Below are 15,730 nucleotides of genomic sequence, written 5' to 3'. Positions count from 1 at the left end.
CGCTCTCTCAGCGAACGGCGTAGCCGGCCACGACGCCGGCAAACACCGTGAAGCCCAACCAGTGGTTCAGGCGGAAGGCCTTGAAGCAGCCTTCGCGTGTGCGGTCGCGAATCAACCGCCAGTGCCACAGCGCCTGCGCCACGGCCACGGCAATGCCCACGTAGAACAGCACGCCCAGCGAACGGCTCGCTCCAGCCCAAGTCCAGACCGCGAGAAAGATCGCGTAGCTCGCCATCACTGCCGCCACGTCGAAGCGGCCGAAGGTGATGGCCGAAGTCTTCATGCCGATCTTGAGGTCGTCGTCGCGATCGACCATCGCGTACTCGGTGTCGTAGGCCAGCACCCAGAACAGATTGCCTGCGAGCAGCCACGCGGCAAAGACCGGCACGGTCGACTGCACCGCCGCAAAGGCCATCGGAATGCCGAAGCTGAAGGCGATGCCCAGCACCGCCTGCGGGACCGAGACAAAACGCTTCGCAAACGGATAGATCAGCGTGATGGCCAGCGCCGCGAACGACCACAGCACCGTCGTGCGGTTGGTCGTGAGCACCAGGCCGAAGGCCGCCAGTGCCAGCACCACGCCCAGCCCAAGCGCTTCCCTGACCGACATCGCGCCGCTGGTGACGGGCCGTTGCGCCGTGCGCTTCACATGACGGTCGAAGTCGCGGTCGGCCACGTCGTTGACGCAGCAGCCCGCGCTGCGCATAAGGAAGGTGCCGAGCGTGAACACGATCAGCAAATGCCAGCCCGGCCAGCCGCCCGCCGCGAACCAGAGCGCGCCAAGAGTGGGCCACAGCAGCAGCAGCCAGCCCGCCGGACGGTTCCAGCGGATCAGGTCGAGGTACAACGCAAAACGCCCGCGAGGAGGCGCGGGCGCAGTGACGGGGGGAGCGGATTCAGTCTTCAAGGAGCGAACGCAGCATCCAGGCCGTTTGATCGTGCACCGTGCAGCGCGCGGTCAGCATGTCAGCCGTCGGGTCGTCGCCGGCTTCTTCGGCGACCGGAATGAATTCGCGCGCGATGCGCGACACGGTTTCGTGGCCCTTCACCAGGATGCGCACCATCTCCATTGCCTTGGGCGGGGTCTGCGGCACGTCGGGCACGGTGGCGATCTTGCTGAACTCGGCGTACGAGCCCGGCGCGTAGTGGCCGAGGGCGCGGATGCGCTCGGCCAGTACGTCGGTGGCGCCCCACAGCTCGGTGTACTGGCCCATGAACATCGCATGCAGCGAATTGAAATGCGGGCCCGTCACGTTCCAGTGGAAGTTGTGCGTGGTGAGGTAGAGCGTGTAGGTGTCGGCCAGCACGCGGCTCAGGCCTTCGGCGATGGCGGCGCGGTCCTGGCGCTCGATGCCGATGTTGATGATCGGCGCATTGCGGCTGCCCGACTCCTGCGCGACCACCGCGCCGCCCTTCTTGGGCACCTTGCCGGCAGAGGAAGTAGACGATGATTTCTTCGAGGCTTTGGCCATGGCGGAAGGTCTTTCTTCAATTTGGAGGGGAGAACACCTGGATTCTGAAAGCCGGCAAGCAGCTTCGCAACAGCGTGACTCTATCCCAGCGATCTACGACAGGCGCTTGACGCCCGGCAGCTCGCACGCATAGATCGCGTTGCGCAGCGCCGCAATCGCCTCGTAGCGTGTGAAGGTGCGCCGCCATGCGAGCACCACGCGGCGCGTTGGCGGGTCGCGGTCGTGCGCATCGCGCACCGGCAGGTAGCGCACCATCTGCTCGGGCTCCTTGCGGCCCTTGACCTTGGGCTTGATCGCCTCGGCCGGCACCGACAGGCGCGGCACCAGCGTCACGCCCATGCCCGAGGCCACCATGTGCTTGATGGTTTCGAGCGACGAGCCTTCGAAGCTCTTGCGGATGCCTTCGGCATTGCTGGAGAAACGCGCGAACTCCGGGCACACTTCCAGCACGTGGTCGCGGAAGCAGTGGCCGGTGCCCAGCAGCAGCATGGTTTCGCTCTGCAGCTCTTCGGAGGTGATCGATTCGCGGTCGGCGAACTTGTGCTTGTTGGGCAGCGCCGCCATGAAGGGCTCGTCGTACAGCGGCGCCATCGCGAGGCCGGTGTCGGGAAAGGGCTCGGCCATGATGGCACAGTCGATCTCGCCGGCGCGCAGCATCTCGAGCAGCTTGGCGGTGAAGTTCTCCTGCAGCACCAGTGGCATCTGCGGCGTGCGCGCGATCACCTGGCGCACGAGGTCGGGCAGCAGGTACGGCCCGATGGTGTAGATCACGCCCAGGTTCAGCGGGCCTGCCAGCGGATCTTTGCCGCGCTTGGCAATTTCCTTGATGCTGGCCGCCTGGTCGAGCACGCTCTGCGCCTGCTGCACGATCTGCTCGCCCAGCGGCGTGACGGTCACTTCGCCGGCGCTGCGCTCGAAGAGCTTGACTTCGAGTTCGTCCTCGAGCTTCTTGATAGCGACCGAGAGGGTCGGCTGTGAAACGTAGCAGGCCTCGGCCGCCTTGCCGAAGTGCCGTTCGCGGGCTACTGCGACGATGTATTTGAGTTCGGTGAGAGTCATAGCTTGCGTCAATTATGCGCAAGGGTGTGTGACCGGGCGGGCTTGGGGTCTTAAAGGCTCCTAACAGAGTGTCAAATGGGTCACTTCTGGATGGAAATCAACAGTCAGGGCTTCGAAAGTCCCCAACCCAGCAAGTGCTCGCGATACCGGTGGTTCGAAGTAGTAGAGCCGCCTGCAAAGCTGGTGGGATTGCTTTCCGGAAACGTACTCCTTGGAGAAGATCACCTCACGCACCCTCATCGGACAGCCTGGAGCTGGGGCTCAGGTCGAATCGAAACAGATGCTCAGATTGAACCGGAACAGGTGCCCAGATCGGACCGGAATACGCATCGCAGTATTCCAGCGAACCCGATCTGCAAGGGCGCTTGGACGATTTGCGCCTCTACAGCGGCGCGCTCGGCGCGACGGAGATTGCTGCGCTGGCGAAGGCCTGAGGCAAGCACCTTGGAACAATGCGCGTGGAGATTTCATCAAACCACAGCATCCCCAAAAAACCTCGGCTTACTTGATACCGCAGGCGGCAGTCTCGGTCGCAATGCATAGCTCATTCAACGAAAGAGCAGCCCGAGCGGGCTGCAGGCTTTTCACTCGGCGGTCTTGCCTCCTGCAGCGTATCCGCCAAGAAACACCTGCACGGCGTGCCGCGTCGCCTCACGAAGTTCCTTGCGGGTCAACGGCCCCTGGATGCCAAACAGGCTCGGCTTGACGGTCTGCGAATCGAGAAGGCTCATCAGATCGTGTGCCGCCAAGACAGGGTCGGCCGGCCGCAGCCGGCCCTTGTGCATCTGCTGGGCCAGGAAGTCTGCCATCGCGGTCACGCCCTTCTTGGGCCCGCCCTCGTAGAAAAGCCGCCCGATGTCGCTGCGGCCGGATTCGGCGATCACCGCCCTGTGCGCCTGGATGACCTCTTGCGAGCACACCACGGCCAGGACCTTCTCGCCGAAGCGCTGTAGCACCTGCGCAAGGTCGTCCTCGCCCTCCTGCGCCAGCGCCGTGAAGATGGGGCCGAAGTGTTTGCTTGCAGAGGCGTGGATCACGGCAACGAACAACTCCTCCTTGGAGCTGAAATAGCCGTAGAGCGTTGCCCTGGAGCCGCCCACGCGCGCGGCGATCTCCACGATGGAGGCCCCCTTGAACCCCAGTTCCCTGAAGACTTCCGATGCCACCTGGACGATGGCATCGCGCTTTGCTTCGGTCTTTACTCGCATCTGCGGGCGTCCTTATTTTTATACAACTCTGACTGTTTTAATTGAAAATTCACTATGACTGAAATTCATTTCGGTACATTACTGTATATTTAATCGCCGTTGTCGCGTTCCTGGCCGCTGCCAGCTTGGATGCGGTGTCACCTGTGCACGAGATGGGCGTTCGGGCCAGGTTAATGTGAAATCAATCGCCGCCACGAAGGTGCCAGGCACGTCGCACTCCGCAAGAAGGGGTCGCGCGGTGACCACCTTGGCCAGGTGGTGCCAGCGTAGGCGGCCGCACCTACTGGGTTTGCCAGAGTCGAGGATCTACGCCTCGACTTCGGGCTGCAGCGCCTTTCTTCTTCAACTGCCGCGCTCTTTCCGCGCGTGTGCTGGCTTTGCCTGGTTCTTGCCGCCATCGCCGAAGACCGCCTGCAGGATGATTTCCGTGGTTTCCCAGAAATGCGCATGCAGCAGTTGCACCGCCTTGTCGGGCTGTCGGGAAATGGCTGCGTCCATCATTTCGCGGTGTTCGGCGATCGGGTCGCGTTTCTGCCGCGAGGTGTAGCGTTCGGCCAGATTGCGGTAGCGCTCGGACTGGTCGTAGAGCAGGCGGCACAGGCGCAGTGTCCATTGCGATGAGCAGCCTGCAACCAAGGCTTCGTGGAACTGTCGATGCGCCGCCGCCCATGGGGCATGCAGCTCGGGTGAGGAGGGCACGGGCGTCTTCGACAGCCGGTGAAAGGCGGACAGGATGCCGGACTCCCATTCCAGATCGCCGTCCGCGATCGCGCCGTGCAGTGCGAGTGATTCCACCTCGATGCGGGTGCGCGTGAGGTCTGTCAGCTCCTCGCGCGACACGCTGGCGACGCAGAAGCCCCGCTGGTCTTGCACCTCGACAAGGCCATCGGTCACGAGGCGGGACAGGGCCTCGCGGATGGCCGTGGGGCCGATGCCATAACGCTCGGACAGCGCCTGGATGCGCAACCGCATCTCGGGTCGCAACTGGCCTCCGAGGATATCGGCGCGCAGGCGCTCGAAGGCCTGGGTTGCCAGGCTCTTGGCACTGGGAGCGGGGGTGACGAATTCCATTCGTTTTGTCGACGCCGCGCTTCAGAAGAAGCGCTCCTCCATCGTAATGAACGAATGATCGTTGAAACAAGGCTTGGCGTCCATCTTTCAAAATAATGGTTATTCCTATGTTTTATCGATAATTTTGGATTTAATCTTCTGGCAGTCGAGCAGCGCGACTCGGTGCAAAAGCGCCTGCCTGTTTCGTCGCTTCCCCAAGGAGTTTTCACCCATGATTGCTGTGCAGGACATCGCCTTTGTCCGGTACCAGGTTCCGGATCTGGACAAGATGGAATGCTTTCTCAACGAGTTCGGTCTGCAACTCGCCGCTCGCACGTCCACCGCCCTGTACATGCGGGCGGCTGGCTCGGCCCACCATGTGCATGTGAGCGAACTTGGCGCCGAGAACGCGAGCGTCGGCTTCGGGCTGCGCGCCGGCAGCGCGAGCGATCTCGCGCGCCTGGCCGAGAAGCTGGGCGTTGCAGTCGAAGACAACCCCGAGCCGGGCGGCGGCCAGCGGGTGCGCATCACCGATCCCGCCGGTTTTCTGGTCGATGTGATCCATGGGCAGGCACAGCACCCGCCGCTGCCCACGCGCGCGCCGATCACGATGAACTCGCCGGGCGAGCGCCGCCGACTCGGCAAGGCGATACGCCTGAAGCCCGGCCCCTGCTCGGTGATGCGGCTGGGTCATCTGGTCCTGCTGGTGCCCGACTTTGCCAAGACCCTGGCCTTCTACCGCGATGTGCTGGGCCTGCGCGTGTCCGACACGTACTGGGCGGGCCAGGAGGGCAACGTCATTGCCGCCTTCATGCATTGCGGGCTCGGCGAGCAGTGGACCGACCACCACACCGTGGCACTGATCGCTTCACCCGATGGCCCCGCGCGCTTCGATCACAGCGCCTTCGAGGTGCTGGACCTGGACGATGTGGTCCTGGGCGGCGAGCACCTCAAGGCTGGCGGCTGGCAGCACTCATGGGGCGTCGGGCGCCATGTGCAAGGCAGCCAGATCTTCGACTACTGGCGCGATCCCTTCGGCAACAAGGTCGAGCATTGGACCGACGGCGACCTGGTCAACGACCACACACCCGTGGGCACTGCGCAGATCAACAACGACGAGCTGCGGCAATGGGCGCCGGCCTTGTCCCCGGAATTTTTCGCCTGAGCCTCCTTCACCACCTGAGCCGCAACTCCAGCAGCACGCCATGAAACTCGCCCGTTACACCTTCGACAACCGCACCGGCATCGGTGCCGTCCTCGACGATCGCATCGTCCCGCTCGCCACGTTGGACCCCGCCGCGCCGGCAAGCATCCGCCAGATCCTGGCGGCCGGCCCTGCGCTGATCCAGCGGCTGAGCGAGGCGCTGGTGCGCCAGCAGCACGTCGGCATTGCGCTGGTCGACGTCAAGCTCGAGGCGCCGATTCCCGATGCGCAGAAGTACATGGCCATCGGCATGAACTACCACGACCATGCGCAGGAGGCCGCGCGCGCCGGCGTGCCGGTGCCCAAGAACCAGCTCTGGTTCAACAAGCAGGTCAGCTGCATCACCGGTCCCTTCGATCCGATCTTCAAGCCGCGCGTCTCCGAGCAGATGGACTACGAGGCGGAAATGGGCGTCGTCATCGGCAAGCGCTGCCGCTATGTGAGCGTGGAAGATGCGCCCAGCGTGGTCGGCGGTTACTTCGTCTGCAACGACGTGACGGCGCGCGACTGGCAGTTCAAGAGCCCCACCTTCACCCTCGGCAAGTCCTTCGACAGCCACGGACCGATCGGCCCGTGGATCACGACGGCCGATGAGATCGCCGATCCGCATGCCCTGCAGATGACGCTGTGGGTCAACGGCGAGCAGCGACAGAGTTCGAGCACCGGCGGGATGATCTACAACATCTGGCAGCAGATCCACGAGCTGTCGCAGGTGATGACCCTGGAGCCGGGCGACCTCATCGCCACCGGCACCTGCGCCAACGTCGGCATTGCGCTGGGCAAGTTCCTGCAGCCGGGCGATGTGGTCAAGGTGGCCATCGAGGGACTCGGCCATATCGAGAACCGCGTGCTGCCCGAGCCGGACTTCGCCTGAAAAAAGCGACCGACCGCAACGGCCATCGCCGAACCCCTACCGATTGGAGCCTGCCATGCCCCTGGCGAGTGAGCTGTTCGTGCCACGCACCGTGCCACTGGAGGTCGCGCAGCGCCTGAACGGTGCGATCGGTCAGGCCGTGCAGGACACGGAGTTTCGCCGACAGATCGCGTCGGGCGGCTCAGTGCCCGGCAGGCCAATGACGCTGGACGAAGCCGAGCGCATGTTGACCGAGCAGACGGCCCGCTACCGGCGCCTGGCCCAGGTGGTCAGGTTGGTGGCGCAATGAATTTCCCCTTTTTCATCCAAGGAATGACTCATGTTTGATGTTCAACTGCTGATCGGCGGCCAGTCCCGCGCGGCGACCGGCGGCGCCTCCTTCGAGCGGCGCAACCCGATATCGGAGCAAGTCGTCTCGCGCGCCGCCGCCGCCACCGTGGCGGATGCGACGGCCGCCGTCGAGGCCGCCGCCGCTGCCTTCCCCGCTTGGGCCGCCATGGGCCCGAGCGAACGCCGTGGGCTGCTGCTGAAGGCGGCTGCGGTGCTGCAAGCCAAGACGCCCCAGTTCATCGAGGCGATGTCCGCCGAGACCGGCGCCACCGGCCTGTGGGGCGGCTTCAATGCGCAGCTGGCCGTGGGCATGCTGCAGGAGGCCGCGGCGCTGACCTCGCAGATCAGCGGCGAGGTCATCCCTTCGGATGTGCCCGGAAGCCTGGCCCTCGCGGTGCGGCAGCCGGCCGGCGTGGTGCTGGGCATGGCCCCCTGGAACGCGCCGGTGATCCTGGGCGTGCGCGCGATCGCCACCCCGCTGGCCTGCGGCAATACGGTGGTGCTGAAAGGCTCGGAGCTGTGCCCACGCACCCACCAGCTGATCATCGAGGTGTTGCAGGAAGCTGGCCTGCCCGACGGTGTCGTGAACTTCGTGACGAATGCGCCCGCCGATGCGGGCGCGGTGGTGGAGGCGATGATTGCCCACCCGGCCGTGCGTCGCGTGAACTTCACCGGCTCGACCCGCGTCGGCCGCATCATCGCGCAGCTGTGCGCGACGCATCTCAAGCCGGTCGTGCTCGAGCTGGGCGGCAAGGCGCCGCTGCTGGTGCTGGATGATGCCGACCTGGACGCCGCAGTCAGCGGCACCGCGTTCGGGGCCTTCGCGAATTCGGGCCAGATCTGCATGTCGACCGAACGCATCATCGTCGACGCCAAGGTGGCAGACGAGTTCGTGGCCAAGCTGGCCGTCAAGGCGAAATCCCTGCCGCACGGCGATCCGCGTGGACCGGCGCCGGTGGTGCTGGGCTCGGTGGTCGACATGAACGCCGTGGCGCGCTGCAACGACCTGATCGACGACGCGCTGGCCAAGGGCGCGACCCTGGTCTGCGGCGGCAAGGCCAGCGACACCTTGTTCCCCGCCACCTTACTCGACCATGTGACACCGGCGATGAAGATCTATGGCGAGGAATCGTTCGGCCCGGTCAAGGCCATCGTGCGCGTCGACGGCGTCGAGGCGGCCATCGCCTGCGCCAACGACAACGAGTACGGCCTCGCATCGGCCGTCTTCGGCCGCGACACCGCGCGCGCACTGGAGGTCGCCAAGCGCATCGAGTCCGGCATCTGCCACATCAACGGACCGACGGTGCATGACGAGGCCCAGATGCCGTTTGGCGGCGTCAAGGCCAGCGGCGTCGGCCGCTTCGGCGGCCGCGCCGGCGTGCATGAATTCACCGAACTGCGTTGGCTGACCGTGCAGACGACAACGCGCCACTACCCGTTCTGAATACCAGGAGCCCTCATGACGTTCGAATTCAAATCCAATGTGCGCTATCGCATGCCCGTGGTCTTCGGCCCGGCGCCAGGTCCGCGGCAAAAAACGGATGGCACGCCCTGGACCGCCGAGGAAAGCGGCACCGCCAACGTGCAATGGGCGACCATCGCCTACCGTTCGGACCGTGCCAGGCTGGAGGCACTGCTGCCTGCGGGCTTCCAGCTGACAGCACCGGAAGTTCACGTCACGCTGGGCTTCTTTCGCGATCTGTACTGGCTCGCCGGCCGCGGCTACGGCATCGTCAATGTCGAAGTGCCGGTCACCTATGACGGCAAGGACCAGCGCATCGAAGGTGCGCTGTGCCTGGTGCTTTGGGAAGGCCGCCCCGACGCGATCACGACGGGCCGCGAGGAACTGGGCTTTCCGAAGCTCTTTGCCGACATCCCCGATGTCCGCCTGCGGCCCGAGACGGGCAGGCTGTCCGGCCAGGCCTCCTGGTTCGATCACACGTTCTTCGAGCTGGAAATGCATGGCCTGGAAGAGGTGGAAGTGCAGGAGAAGCGTCTGCTCGGTCCCAAGGGCGGGCCGATCTTCTACAAGTACATGCCGCGCACCGGGCCGTTCGGCTCCGGCGGCAGCGACGTGTCCTACGTGACCTGCTCCCATCCTCGAGCTGGCGAGGAAAGCAGCGCCCAGACCATCAGGTTCGGCGATGCCACGTATCGCAAGTGGCGCGCCACCGGTGGCTCGGTCCAATGGAACCCGGCCAGCTTCGAGCAACTGCCCACCACCCACCACGTGGTCAACGGCGTCGCCGGGCTGCCGATCCTCGAGTACCTGAGCGCCGAGATGATCGAGTTCAGCGCACCGGGCGTGGCGGTCGCCACCAACGGCCTGCGCGTGCTGGAACCGGCCTGAGCGGCCGGGGGCGCTTTCCTGTCTTTGCCTGATCGGATGGTGTGACATGACAGTATCGATTCGCAGAAGAGACCTGATGATCGGCGCGGCGACATGGGCCTCGTTGCCGCGCCTGGCCGGCGCGCAGCCTGGCGGGACCATCAGCTTCATCGTGCCCCAGCCGGCCGGCAACCCCACCGACGCACAGGCGCGCAAGATGCAGCCGGCGATGCAGAAAGAACTGGGCGCCACGCTGATCGTCGAGAACCTGCCGGGGGCGGGTGGATCGCTGGGCGTGCGCCGGCTGCTGACCGCGGCGCCGGAGACGTCGCCCTTGCTGATTGCCTCCCAGACGGAACCCATCCTCACGCCGCTGGCGATGCTCGGTGCGCGCTACAAGCCCGAAGACCTGCGCATGGTCGGGCTGGTCGGCACCACACCCTATGTACTGGTCGGCCGGCCAGGTCTGCCGGCGGCAAGCCTGAGCGAACTGCTGGCCCTGGCACGTCAGCCGGCGGGCAAGGAGCTGACCCTGGGGCATATCGGCTACGGTTCGCTGATCCATCTGATGGGCGAGCGGTGGGCGCGCAAGAGTGCCGTGACCATCACGCCAGTGCCCTACAAAGGGCTGCCGCCGATGCTGCAGGACCTGATGGGCGATCAGATCGATCTGAGCTTCCTGCCCTTGGGCGGCAATATTCCCAGCCTGATCGAGATGGGCAAGGTCAAGGCCTACGGCCTGACCGCCGCGGCGGCCTCGCCCCGGTTGCCCCGCGTGCCGACGCTGGAACAGGGCGACAAGCGCCTGGCAGATTTCGTCTACAGCGCCTGGGCTGCGGTGTTCGTGGCGCGCGCGCTGCCGGACGCCCCGACGCGCCGGCTGCATGCGGCCGTGGCGTCCGCGCTGCGCGACCCCGAGGTCGTCGGCTATTCGCAGAGCAATGGCGTCGAGGTCGCCGAACCGATGTCGCTGGAACAGCTGGGACATTTCTACGCGAACCAGGCCCGCCTGTATCAGGCCATGGCGCGCGAATTGGACCTGCAGCCGCAATGAGCGCAGGCCAGCGGCCATTCATCAATAGGCAAGTACTTTTCAGAAAGACGCCGGCAGGCCACTGCGTCTGTGGATGCACGCAGTGACGCACTCGCTCACCCGGGATGCTTGGGGGGCGCGATCTTGTTGATGCCGCTCCAATGCTCTGCGAGTTTCCCATCGCGCACGCGATAGGCATCGAAAACGAAGAATGGATAGGTGCGCGTCGGATCCTCCGGCTCGGGCTGGGGAAATTCGCCTGCGATGACCACCATGTCGCCCTCAGCGACGAGCAACGTCGGAGGAATCATGAGGTCCGGCTTGACCGCAAGCGGCGGCAAGCCACGAAACGTCTCTGCGACCAGAGCCTCCAGGCCGGCGCGGCCGCCGGGCAAATGAGAGGCATGCTGGCGATAGTCTTCGGCCACGAAGTCCTTGACTGCCGCAGGATTGCGGGCGTCGAAGACATGCCTGTAGAAGTCCATCACGAGTTGACGATTGCGAGCCTCTTGGTCTGTCGATTGGGTTGGGTGGGTCATGGTTTTGATCGTTGTTTACAGAGTGTGAGTTATCGAAAAGAGCCTTGGAAGTCACAGCAGGTCGCGTCACGTCTCAGGAGGGTGACAAGATCTGCCGACGCGCGAACTCGAACGCGGTTCGGCGTACCGTTCAACTGGTGTCGCCGTCTGCTGCGTCGGCCATGGCACCATCTCTCTTGGCCTTTGCCTTGTCGCCCAGCAAGAACAGCGCGGCACATCCAGCCAATGCGACGATGACGAGCGACCAGAGAAAGGTGTGACTGAACACTTGCACGAGCCAGAGCGGGGCGTCTTGGTAACCGTGGGGCGTGACACCGGCGTACGAGCCATCGCCAGTCGGATCGAAGCGAGAGATTCCGTGCGTGAGGATGACCGAGAACAGCGCCGTCCCGATGGCGCCGCCTGAGCGCTGCAGCACGTTCAAGCCACTGGTCGCTCTGGCGATCTCATGTCTTCGCAATGTACTGAGCGCGGCGCTCGTCGCCGGCATCATGGTCGATCCCTTTCCCAGGCCCGCGATGAACAGCGCGACCTCGATGATCCAGAGTGGTGTCGTCGCCCGGGTCGTGCCCAGGAGCAGAACAGAGATCACGATGCAGGTGATGCCAACCAGGACGACCTTGCCGGCGCCGATCCTGTCCGTCAGATGGCTCGCAAGCGGCATTGCCAACATCGCGCCAAGGCCCTCCGCCGCGATCAACATCCCGGTATCAAAGGCCGAATAGCCCCGCAGCATCTGGAAATACAGGGGAACCAAAAGCGACAGACCGAAGAAGGCCGCTCCCAGTAGAAAGCTGGTGAGCGCTGCGGCTGCGATAGTGCGCCGGCCAAACAGCCGAACATCGATCAGCGCATCGTCTCTGCGCCGGGCGTGAAGCACGAAGGCCACGATCATCGCAAGACCAGTCAACGCGCAGGCATCCGCTTCGATGGAGTTCAGACTCCCCGTCCCTGTGGCTTTGGCCAGGCCATAGACGAACAGGGCCAACCCGGGGGAGAGCAACAGCAGGCCGAGCCCATCCAAGGGGTGCCCGAGCTTCGGTTCGTCGGCCACGAATACGCGGTGCGCGGCGTACAGCGCAATGGCGCCAATCGGCAGATTGATGAAGAAGATCCAGCGCCAGGAGACGTCGTCGACCAGCCATCCCCCCAATGTAGGGCCGAGCACGGGTCCCAGAACGACAGGAACGCCGACGAAGCCCATCACCCGCCCCATCCGCCGAGGACCTGCGACCTGGCTCAGGATCGTCATGCCCGTTGGCAAGATCATGCCGCCACCCAGTCCTTGAAACACACGAAACAGGATGAGGCTCGAGATCGACCAGGCTGCGCCCGACAAGACAGACCCGGTCACGAACAGAAGAATCGATGTCATGTAGACGCGCTTGGTGCCAAACCGGTCAGCCGCCCAGCCCGCGAGCGGGATGATCGTGGTCAGAGCCAGCAGGTAGCCCGTCGATACCCATTGCACCGTTTCCAACGGCGAGTCGAATGCCGTTGTCAAACCGCGGATCGCCACATTGATGACGGTCGTGTCGAGAATCGACATCAACGCGCCGAGAACGACGACTCCCGCGACGCGCAGCAAAGAGGGATCCAGCGCTTCGGGTGACGGCCGAGCCGGCTCGATGTCTTGAGAAGGGTCGTTGACGATGTTCACGAACCACCTCCCACTTCGGGGCGCATCAATTCGCTTTTGCGCTTGGCCGCATCCACTGCGACCGTCGCCTCGCCATGGCGAATGGCGCGTGAAACCTGCAGGCTGCAGGCGCGTATCGCCGAGCCCACCTTGGCCGAGAGCGATGGCGGATGCCCGGCTCCGTTGCTCGAGAACGATTGCAGTGCCAAGCTGCGCACGAAGATGCTGAGGATCGGGTTGTCGATCAGCTCCAGAAGTCCATTTTCAACATCGATGAGATCCATCAGGGTGTCGAGCCGACCCGGCGGGACGTCTCCCGTCGAAGTCGGCGCAGCACCCTCGTTGCGTTGGGCGGCCAATCGGGCTCCCTCCACCATGAGTTGGCTTGCCAGTTCGAAGTTCTGCACAGGCGAGATGCCGCAGCTTGCGATCCCCGAGCTGACCAGGCGCACGACCGTTGCGATGCTGGGCGGCGTGCTGATCACGCCGCCGGCGCGCCCCCGGCAGCAGGCAACGATGCCGAGATCCTCAAGCATGCGCAAGGCCGGGCGCACGATGTCACTGGTGTAGCCATGGCGGGCACCTACATCCCACTCCGCCCCCAGCTTGATCGACGCGCCGGAGGGGCGGGCCAGGATTTCTCCCACGATCAGGCCCGCCAGTCGCGCGCACGACCTCTTCGAGTTGAAGAAGGCGATCGATGGGACGAGGTTCGCCATGTCGGTCGGCGCGTTCGCCGCAGGGCCATCGAACGTCTGCACATGCTCGCGCATGAGCACGTCCGCTCTCTCCACGTTGCCGGATCGGATGGCCGCCAGGAGCGCGTCCTCCAATGGACCGGCGTGGACCTGGGGCTGGTTGGCCCCGACTTTCACATTGGCGGCATTGCAGCGCTGCTGCACCTCTTCCAGGATATCCGTCAGGAAGGCAATCGGCGCGTTGCCCGAGACTTGTGACAGTCGGCGCCGGAACTCCGAGCCGGGCAGGTTGCAAGGAATCGCAGATGCACTCCGGCTGGGGTGCGTCCGACCGCGTCCGATGATTGCGCGGATGGTCAGCTGACAAAGGATGAGGCGCGCGTCATGCAGCGCACGGGGCGAGGTGCGACTGAGGAGCAAGTGCAGGATGAGCGCTTCAGCGGTGTCGTGCAGTCCCGGACGGCAGACGTAGAGCCCACCGCCCGCGCCTCGCCGCACATGGATGAGCCGTCGCGTCTGCAGGATGGCGATGGCCTCCTGGCAGGCCTTGCGCCCGACGCCGAATCGCTGCCTGAGTTCCGACACCGACCCGATCAGGTGGCCCTCTGGCCAGCCGCGAACGGAAAGGTCCTGCGCCATCGCTGCCACGGTGTGGTGCGTCAGCGTGTATGGCCTGCTGTCCGGACCGACGATCCGATCGCTGAATTGCCGCCGGACGTCATTGCCAGGACCAGGAATATTCATGGCATGTCTCCAGGATCTTGTTTGTGCCGGCGCTCTTGCGCGGCATCGATGAATCGCCAGGTTCTCTTCGGATCGCCTGGCTGGTGCCAGCGGTATTCAGTGTCCCCTGACAAAGTCCTCGGGTGCGGCGGGAACAGTCGGTCGATACGGCCGGCCAGGATGAATCCATTCGCTCGGATAGGCTGGCAGGAAGATCGCGAGAACCGCGGCCAGAGCGGTCAACACGGTCAGCGCGGCGAACGGAACCAGATAGCTGCCCGTGGCCATCTGCATTGCGCTCACCAGGAAAGGCGAGAGCCCGAGGAACAGCGTCGAGATCGCCAAGGTGAGACCCTGGATTTGCGCGAAGCACTTCAGCCCGAAATAGCGCGCGATGAGGAATGGGCCCAGGGAAGACTCGGCGCCTGTCGCGAAGCCAAGAAGCGCGTTGGCGACGAACAGGACCGCCAAGTTGCCATGATTGACATAGGAGAGAACGAGGCCGAGGGGCACGGCTGCAAAGATCGGGACGATGATCCAGGGGCGACGCGCCCGGTCCATCATCAATCCGCCAGACAGCAGGCCTACGATCGACGCAATGAACAGAACCGACTGCGACACTGCGACAGTCGCCGCATCGAAGCCCCGCTCGCCGAAGAAGCCGACGGCGTTCTGGCGCACCGACATCGGTCCGGCGGCTGCCAGCGCCAGGGACACAGCGATGAAAATCCACGTGCGAGTTCGAAGCGCCTTGCGCAACGCAACACCCGGAACGTCCCGCATGTCCGCCGCCGTCGGAGGCTTGGCAGACACCGGAGACTTGATACGTGCCACCCCGTCATCGGGCTCCGACAGGAGGAAGAAGGCGGACGGAATCGCCAGAGCTGCGATCCAGGCGGCGACCACATAGTAGGCACCATTCCAGCCAAGTCCGGACGCAGGCGCGGTCGGACTGCCAATCAACGCAAAGAACACCGGCGAGAGGAAAGCGCTCGCGAGACTTGAAACCGTACCGATCAGGGCGAAGCCGATACCGCGGTGGCGAGGAAACCAGCCCGTGATCACCTTGAAGACAACGGCCAGACTCGCCATGAACCCGAATATCGAGGCCAGCACGATGACCAGGCCGAAGAGCCAGAGGATCCCACTGCTCAGTGGCACGAGCGCGGTCGCCGCTGCGTACAGGATGGTGGCAGGGACCGCAACCTTCCTGGCGCCCCATCTGTCCACCCAGGCGCCCGCGATCGGCAGGACGAACGGCGCGATCAGCAACGGAATGGCGACGAACAGCAACAGCGCCTCCGGCATCGACCGGCCGGTCTTGGCCGCGAACGACGCGGTGACGAAGGGCATCATTGCCGAAAGGCCTGCCGGGCTGAGCGTCATCAGGATGAAGCAGCCGATCAGCGCGGCTTTCGCCCGGCCAGGCGCTTGAACCAGGTCGAGGAAATAGTCTTTCCAAGGGGTTGCGGACGGCTCGCCTCTGGTGAACGAGGTTTGATCTAAGGTCTGTGCCATTGTTTTGTCTCCATTACGGTTTTGAGTGGAGCTTCAGCCCCATCTAGGTGGCCG

Annotated in this window: 15 protein-coding genes; 6 read left to right on the top strand and 9 right to left on the bottom strand. The window is 64.5% G+C overall.

Annotated elements, in window-relative coordinates:
- Positions 1-7: 7 nt before the first annotated feature.
- The 5 genes from ubiA to NWF24_RS33925 all read right to left on the bottom strand — a co-directional run bounded on the left by ubiA (position 8) and on the right by NWF24_RS33925 (position 4,810).
- The gene (gene ubiA / locus NWF24_RS33945) at positions 8-907 is read right to left on the bottom strand and encodes a 4-hydroxybenzoate octaprenyltransferase (protein ID WP_258352349.1); all 900 of its coding nucleotides are present in this window, start codon (positions 905-907) and stop codon (positions 8-10) included.
- The gene (locus NWF24_RS33940) at positions 897-1,472 is read right to left on the bottom strand and encodes a Dps family protein (protein ID WP_309148853.1); all 576 of its coding nucleotides are present in this window, start codon (positions 1,470-1,472) and stop codon (positions 897-899) included. The genes ubiA and NWF24_RS33940 overlap by 11 nt, the downstream gene beginning before the upstream one ends.
- Before the next feature lie 93 nt (positions 1,473-1,565).
- Complete coding sequence (locus tag NWF24_RS33935; RefSeq protein ID WP_093059408.1) at positions 1,566-2,531, bottom strand: LysR substrate-binding domain-containing protein; 966 nt, start codon at positions 2,529-2,531, stop codon at positions 1,566-1,568.
- Positions 2,532-3,115: 584 nt separating this feature from the next.
- Positions 3,116-3,697, bottom strand: a complete 582-nt coding sequence (locus NWF24_RS33930; RefSeq protein ID WP_258352348.1) for a TetR/AcrR family transcriptional regulator — start codon at positions 3,695-3,697, stop codon at positions 3,116-3,118.
- A gap of 384 nt (positions 3,698-4,081) precedes the next feature.
- A complete protein-coding gene (locus NWF24_RS33925) occupies positions 4,082-4,810 on the bottom strand; it encodes a GntR family transcriptional regulator (protein ID WP_258352347.1) in 729 nt (242 codons plus the stop codon).
- A 211-nt stretch (positions 4,811-5,021) separates the two neighbouring features.
- Between NWF24_RS33925 and NWF24_RS33920 the strand changes: the two genes are divergently transcribed.
- The 6 genes from NWF24_RS33920 to NWF24_RS33895 are packed head-to-tail and all read left to right on the top strand — an operon-like array spanning position 5,022 to position 10,580.
- Positions 5,022-5,954: a VOC family protein gene (locus NWF24_RS33920; RefSeq protein ID WP_258352346.1), complete on the top strand. Its 933-nt coding sequence runs from the start codon at positions 5,022-5,024 to the stop codon at positions 5,952-5,954.
- Positions 5,955-5,994: 40 nt separating this feature from the next.
- A complete protein-coding gene (locus NWF24_RS33915; RefSeq protein ID WP_258352345.1) occupies positions 5,995-6,867 on the top strand; it encodes a fumarylacetoacetate hydrolase family protein in 873 nt (290 codons plus the stop codon).
- Between the two features lie 55 nt (positions 6,868-6,922).
- Positions 6,923-7,156, top strand: a complete 234-nt coding sequence (locus NWF24_RS33910) for a hypothetical protein (protein ID WP_258352344.1) — start codon at positions 6,923-6,925, stop codon at positions 7,154-7,156.
- Between the two features lie 30 nt (positions 7,157-7,186).
- On the top strand, positions 7,187-8,641 hold the full coding sequence (locus tag NWF24_RS33905) for an aldehyde dehydrogenase (protein WP_258352343.1): 1,455 nt from the start codon (positions 7,187-7,189) through the stop codon (positions 8,639-8,641).
- A 15-nt stretch (positions 8,642-8,656) separates the two neighbouring features.
- Positions 8,657-9,547, top strand: coding sequence for an acetoacetate decarboxylase family protein (locus NWF24_RS33900; RefSeq protein WP_258352342.1), 891 nt, complete (start codon positions 8,657-8,659; stop codon positions 9,545-9,547).
- A gap of 46 nt (positions 9,548-9,593) precedes the next feature.
- Positions 9,594-10,580 (top strand): Bug family tripartite tricarboxylate transporter substrate binding protein, encoded by a 987-nt coding sequence (locus NWF24_RS33895; RefSeq protein WP_258352341.1) that lies wholly within the window; start codon positions 9,594-9,596, stop codon positions 10,578-10,580.
- Between the two features lie 95 nt (positions 10,581-10,675).
- Here the strand turns inward: NWF24_RS33895 and NWF24_RS33890 are convergent, their stop codons facing one another.
- From NWF24_RS33890 to NWF24_RS33875, 4 genes are all read right to left on the bottom strand, one after another.
- Positions 10,676-11,098: a nuclear transport factor 2 family protein gene (locus tag NWF24_RS33890; RefSeq protein ID WP_258352340.1), complete on the bottom strand. Its 423-nt coding sequence runs from the start codon at positions 11,096-11,098 to the stop codon at positions 10,676-10,678.
- Positions 11,099-11,228: 130 nt separating this feature from the next.
- Positions 11,229-12,758: a DHA2 family efflux MFS transporter permease subunit gene (locus tag NWF24_RS33885; RefSeq protein ID WP_258352339.1), complete on the bottom strand. Its 1,530-nt coding sequence runs from the start codon at positions 12,756-12,758 to the stop codon at positions 11,229-11,231.
- Complete coding sequence (locus NWF24_RS33880) at positions 12,755-14,179, bottom strand: FadR/GntR family transcriptional regulator (protein ID WP_258352338.1); 1,425 nt, start codon at positions 14,177-14,179, stop codon at positions 12,755-12,757. Before NWF24_RS33880 ends, NWF24_RS33885 begins: the two co-directional genes overlap by 4 nt.
- A 96-nt stretch (positions 14,180-14,275) precedes the next feature.
- On the bottom strand, positions 14,276-15,676 hold the full coding sequence (locus NWF24_RS33875; RefSeq protein WP_258352337.1) for an MFS transporter: 1,401 nt from the start codon (positions 15,674-15,676) through the stop codon (positions 14,276-14,278).
- Positions 15,677-15,730: the final 54 nt, after the last annotated feature.

The organism is Variovorax paradoxus, assembly GCF_024734665.1.
Classification (GTDB): Bacteria; Pseudomonadota; Gammaproteobacteria; order Burkholderiales; family Burkholderiaceae_C; genus Variovorax.
The sequence above is the reverse complement of the archived record's forward strand: the minus strand, read 5'-3'. Positions and strand labels throughout refer to the sequence as shown.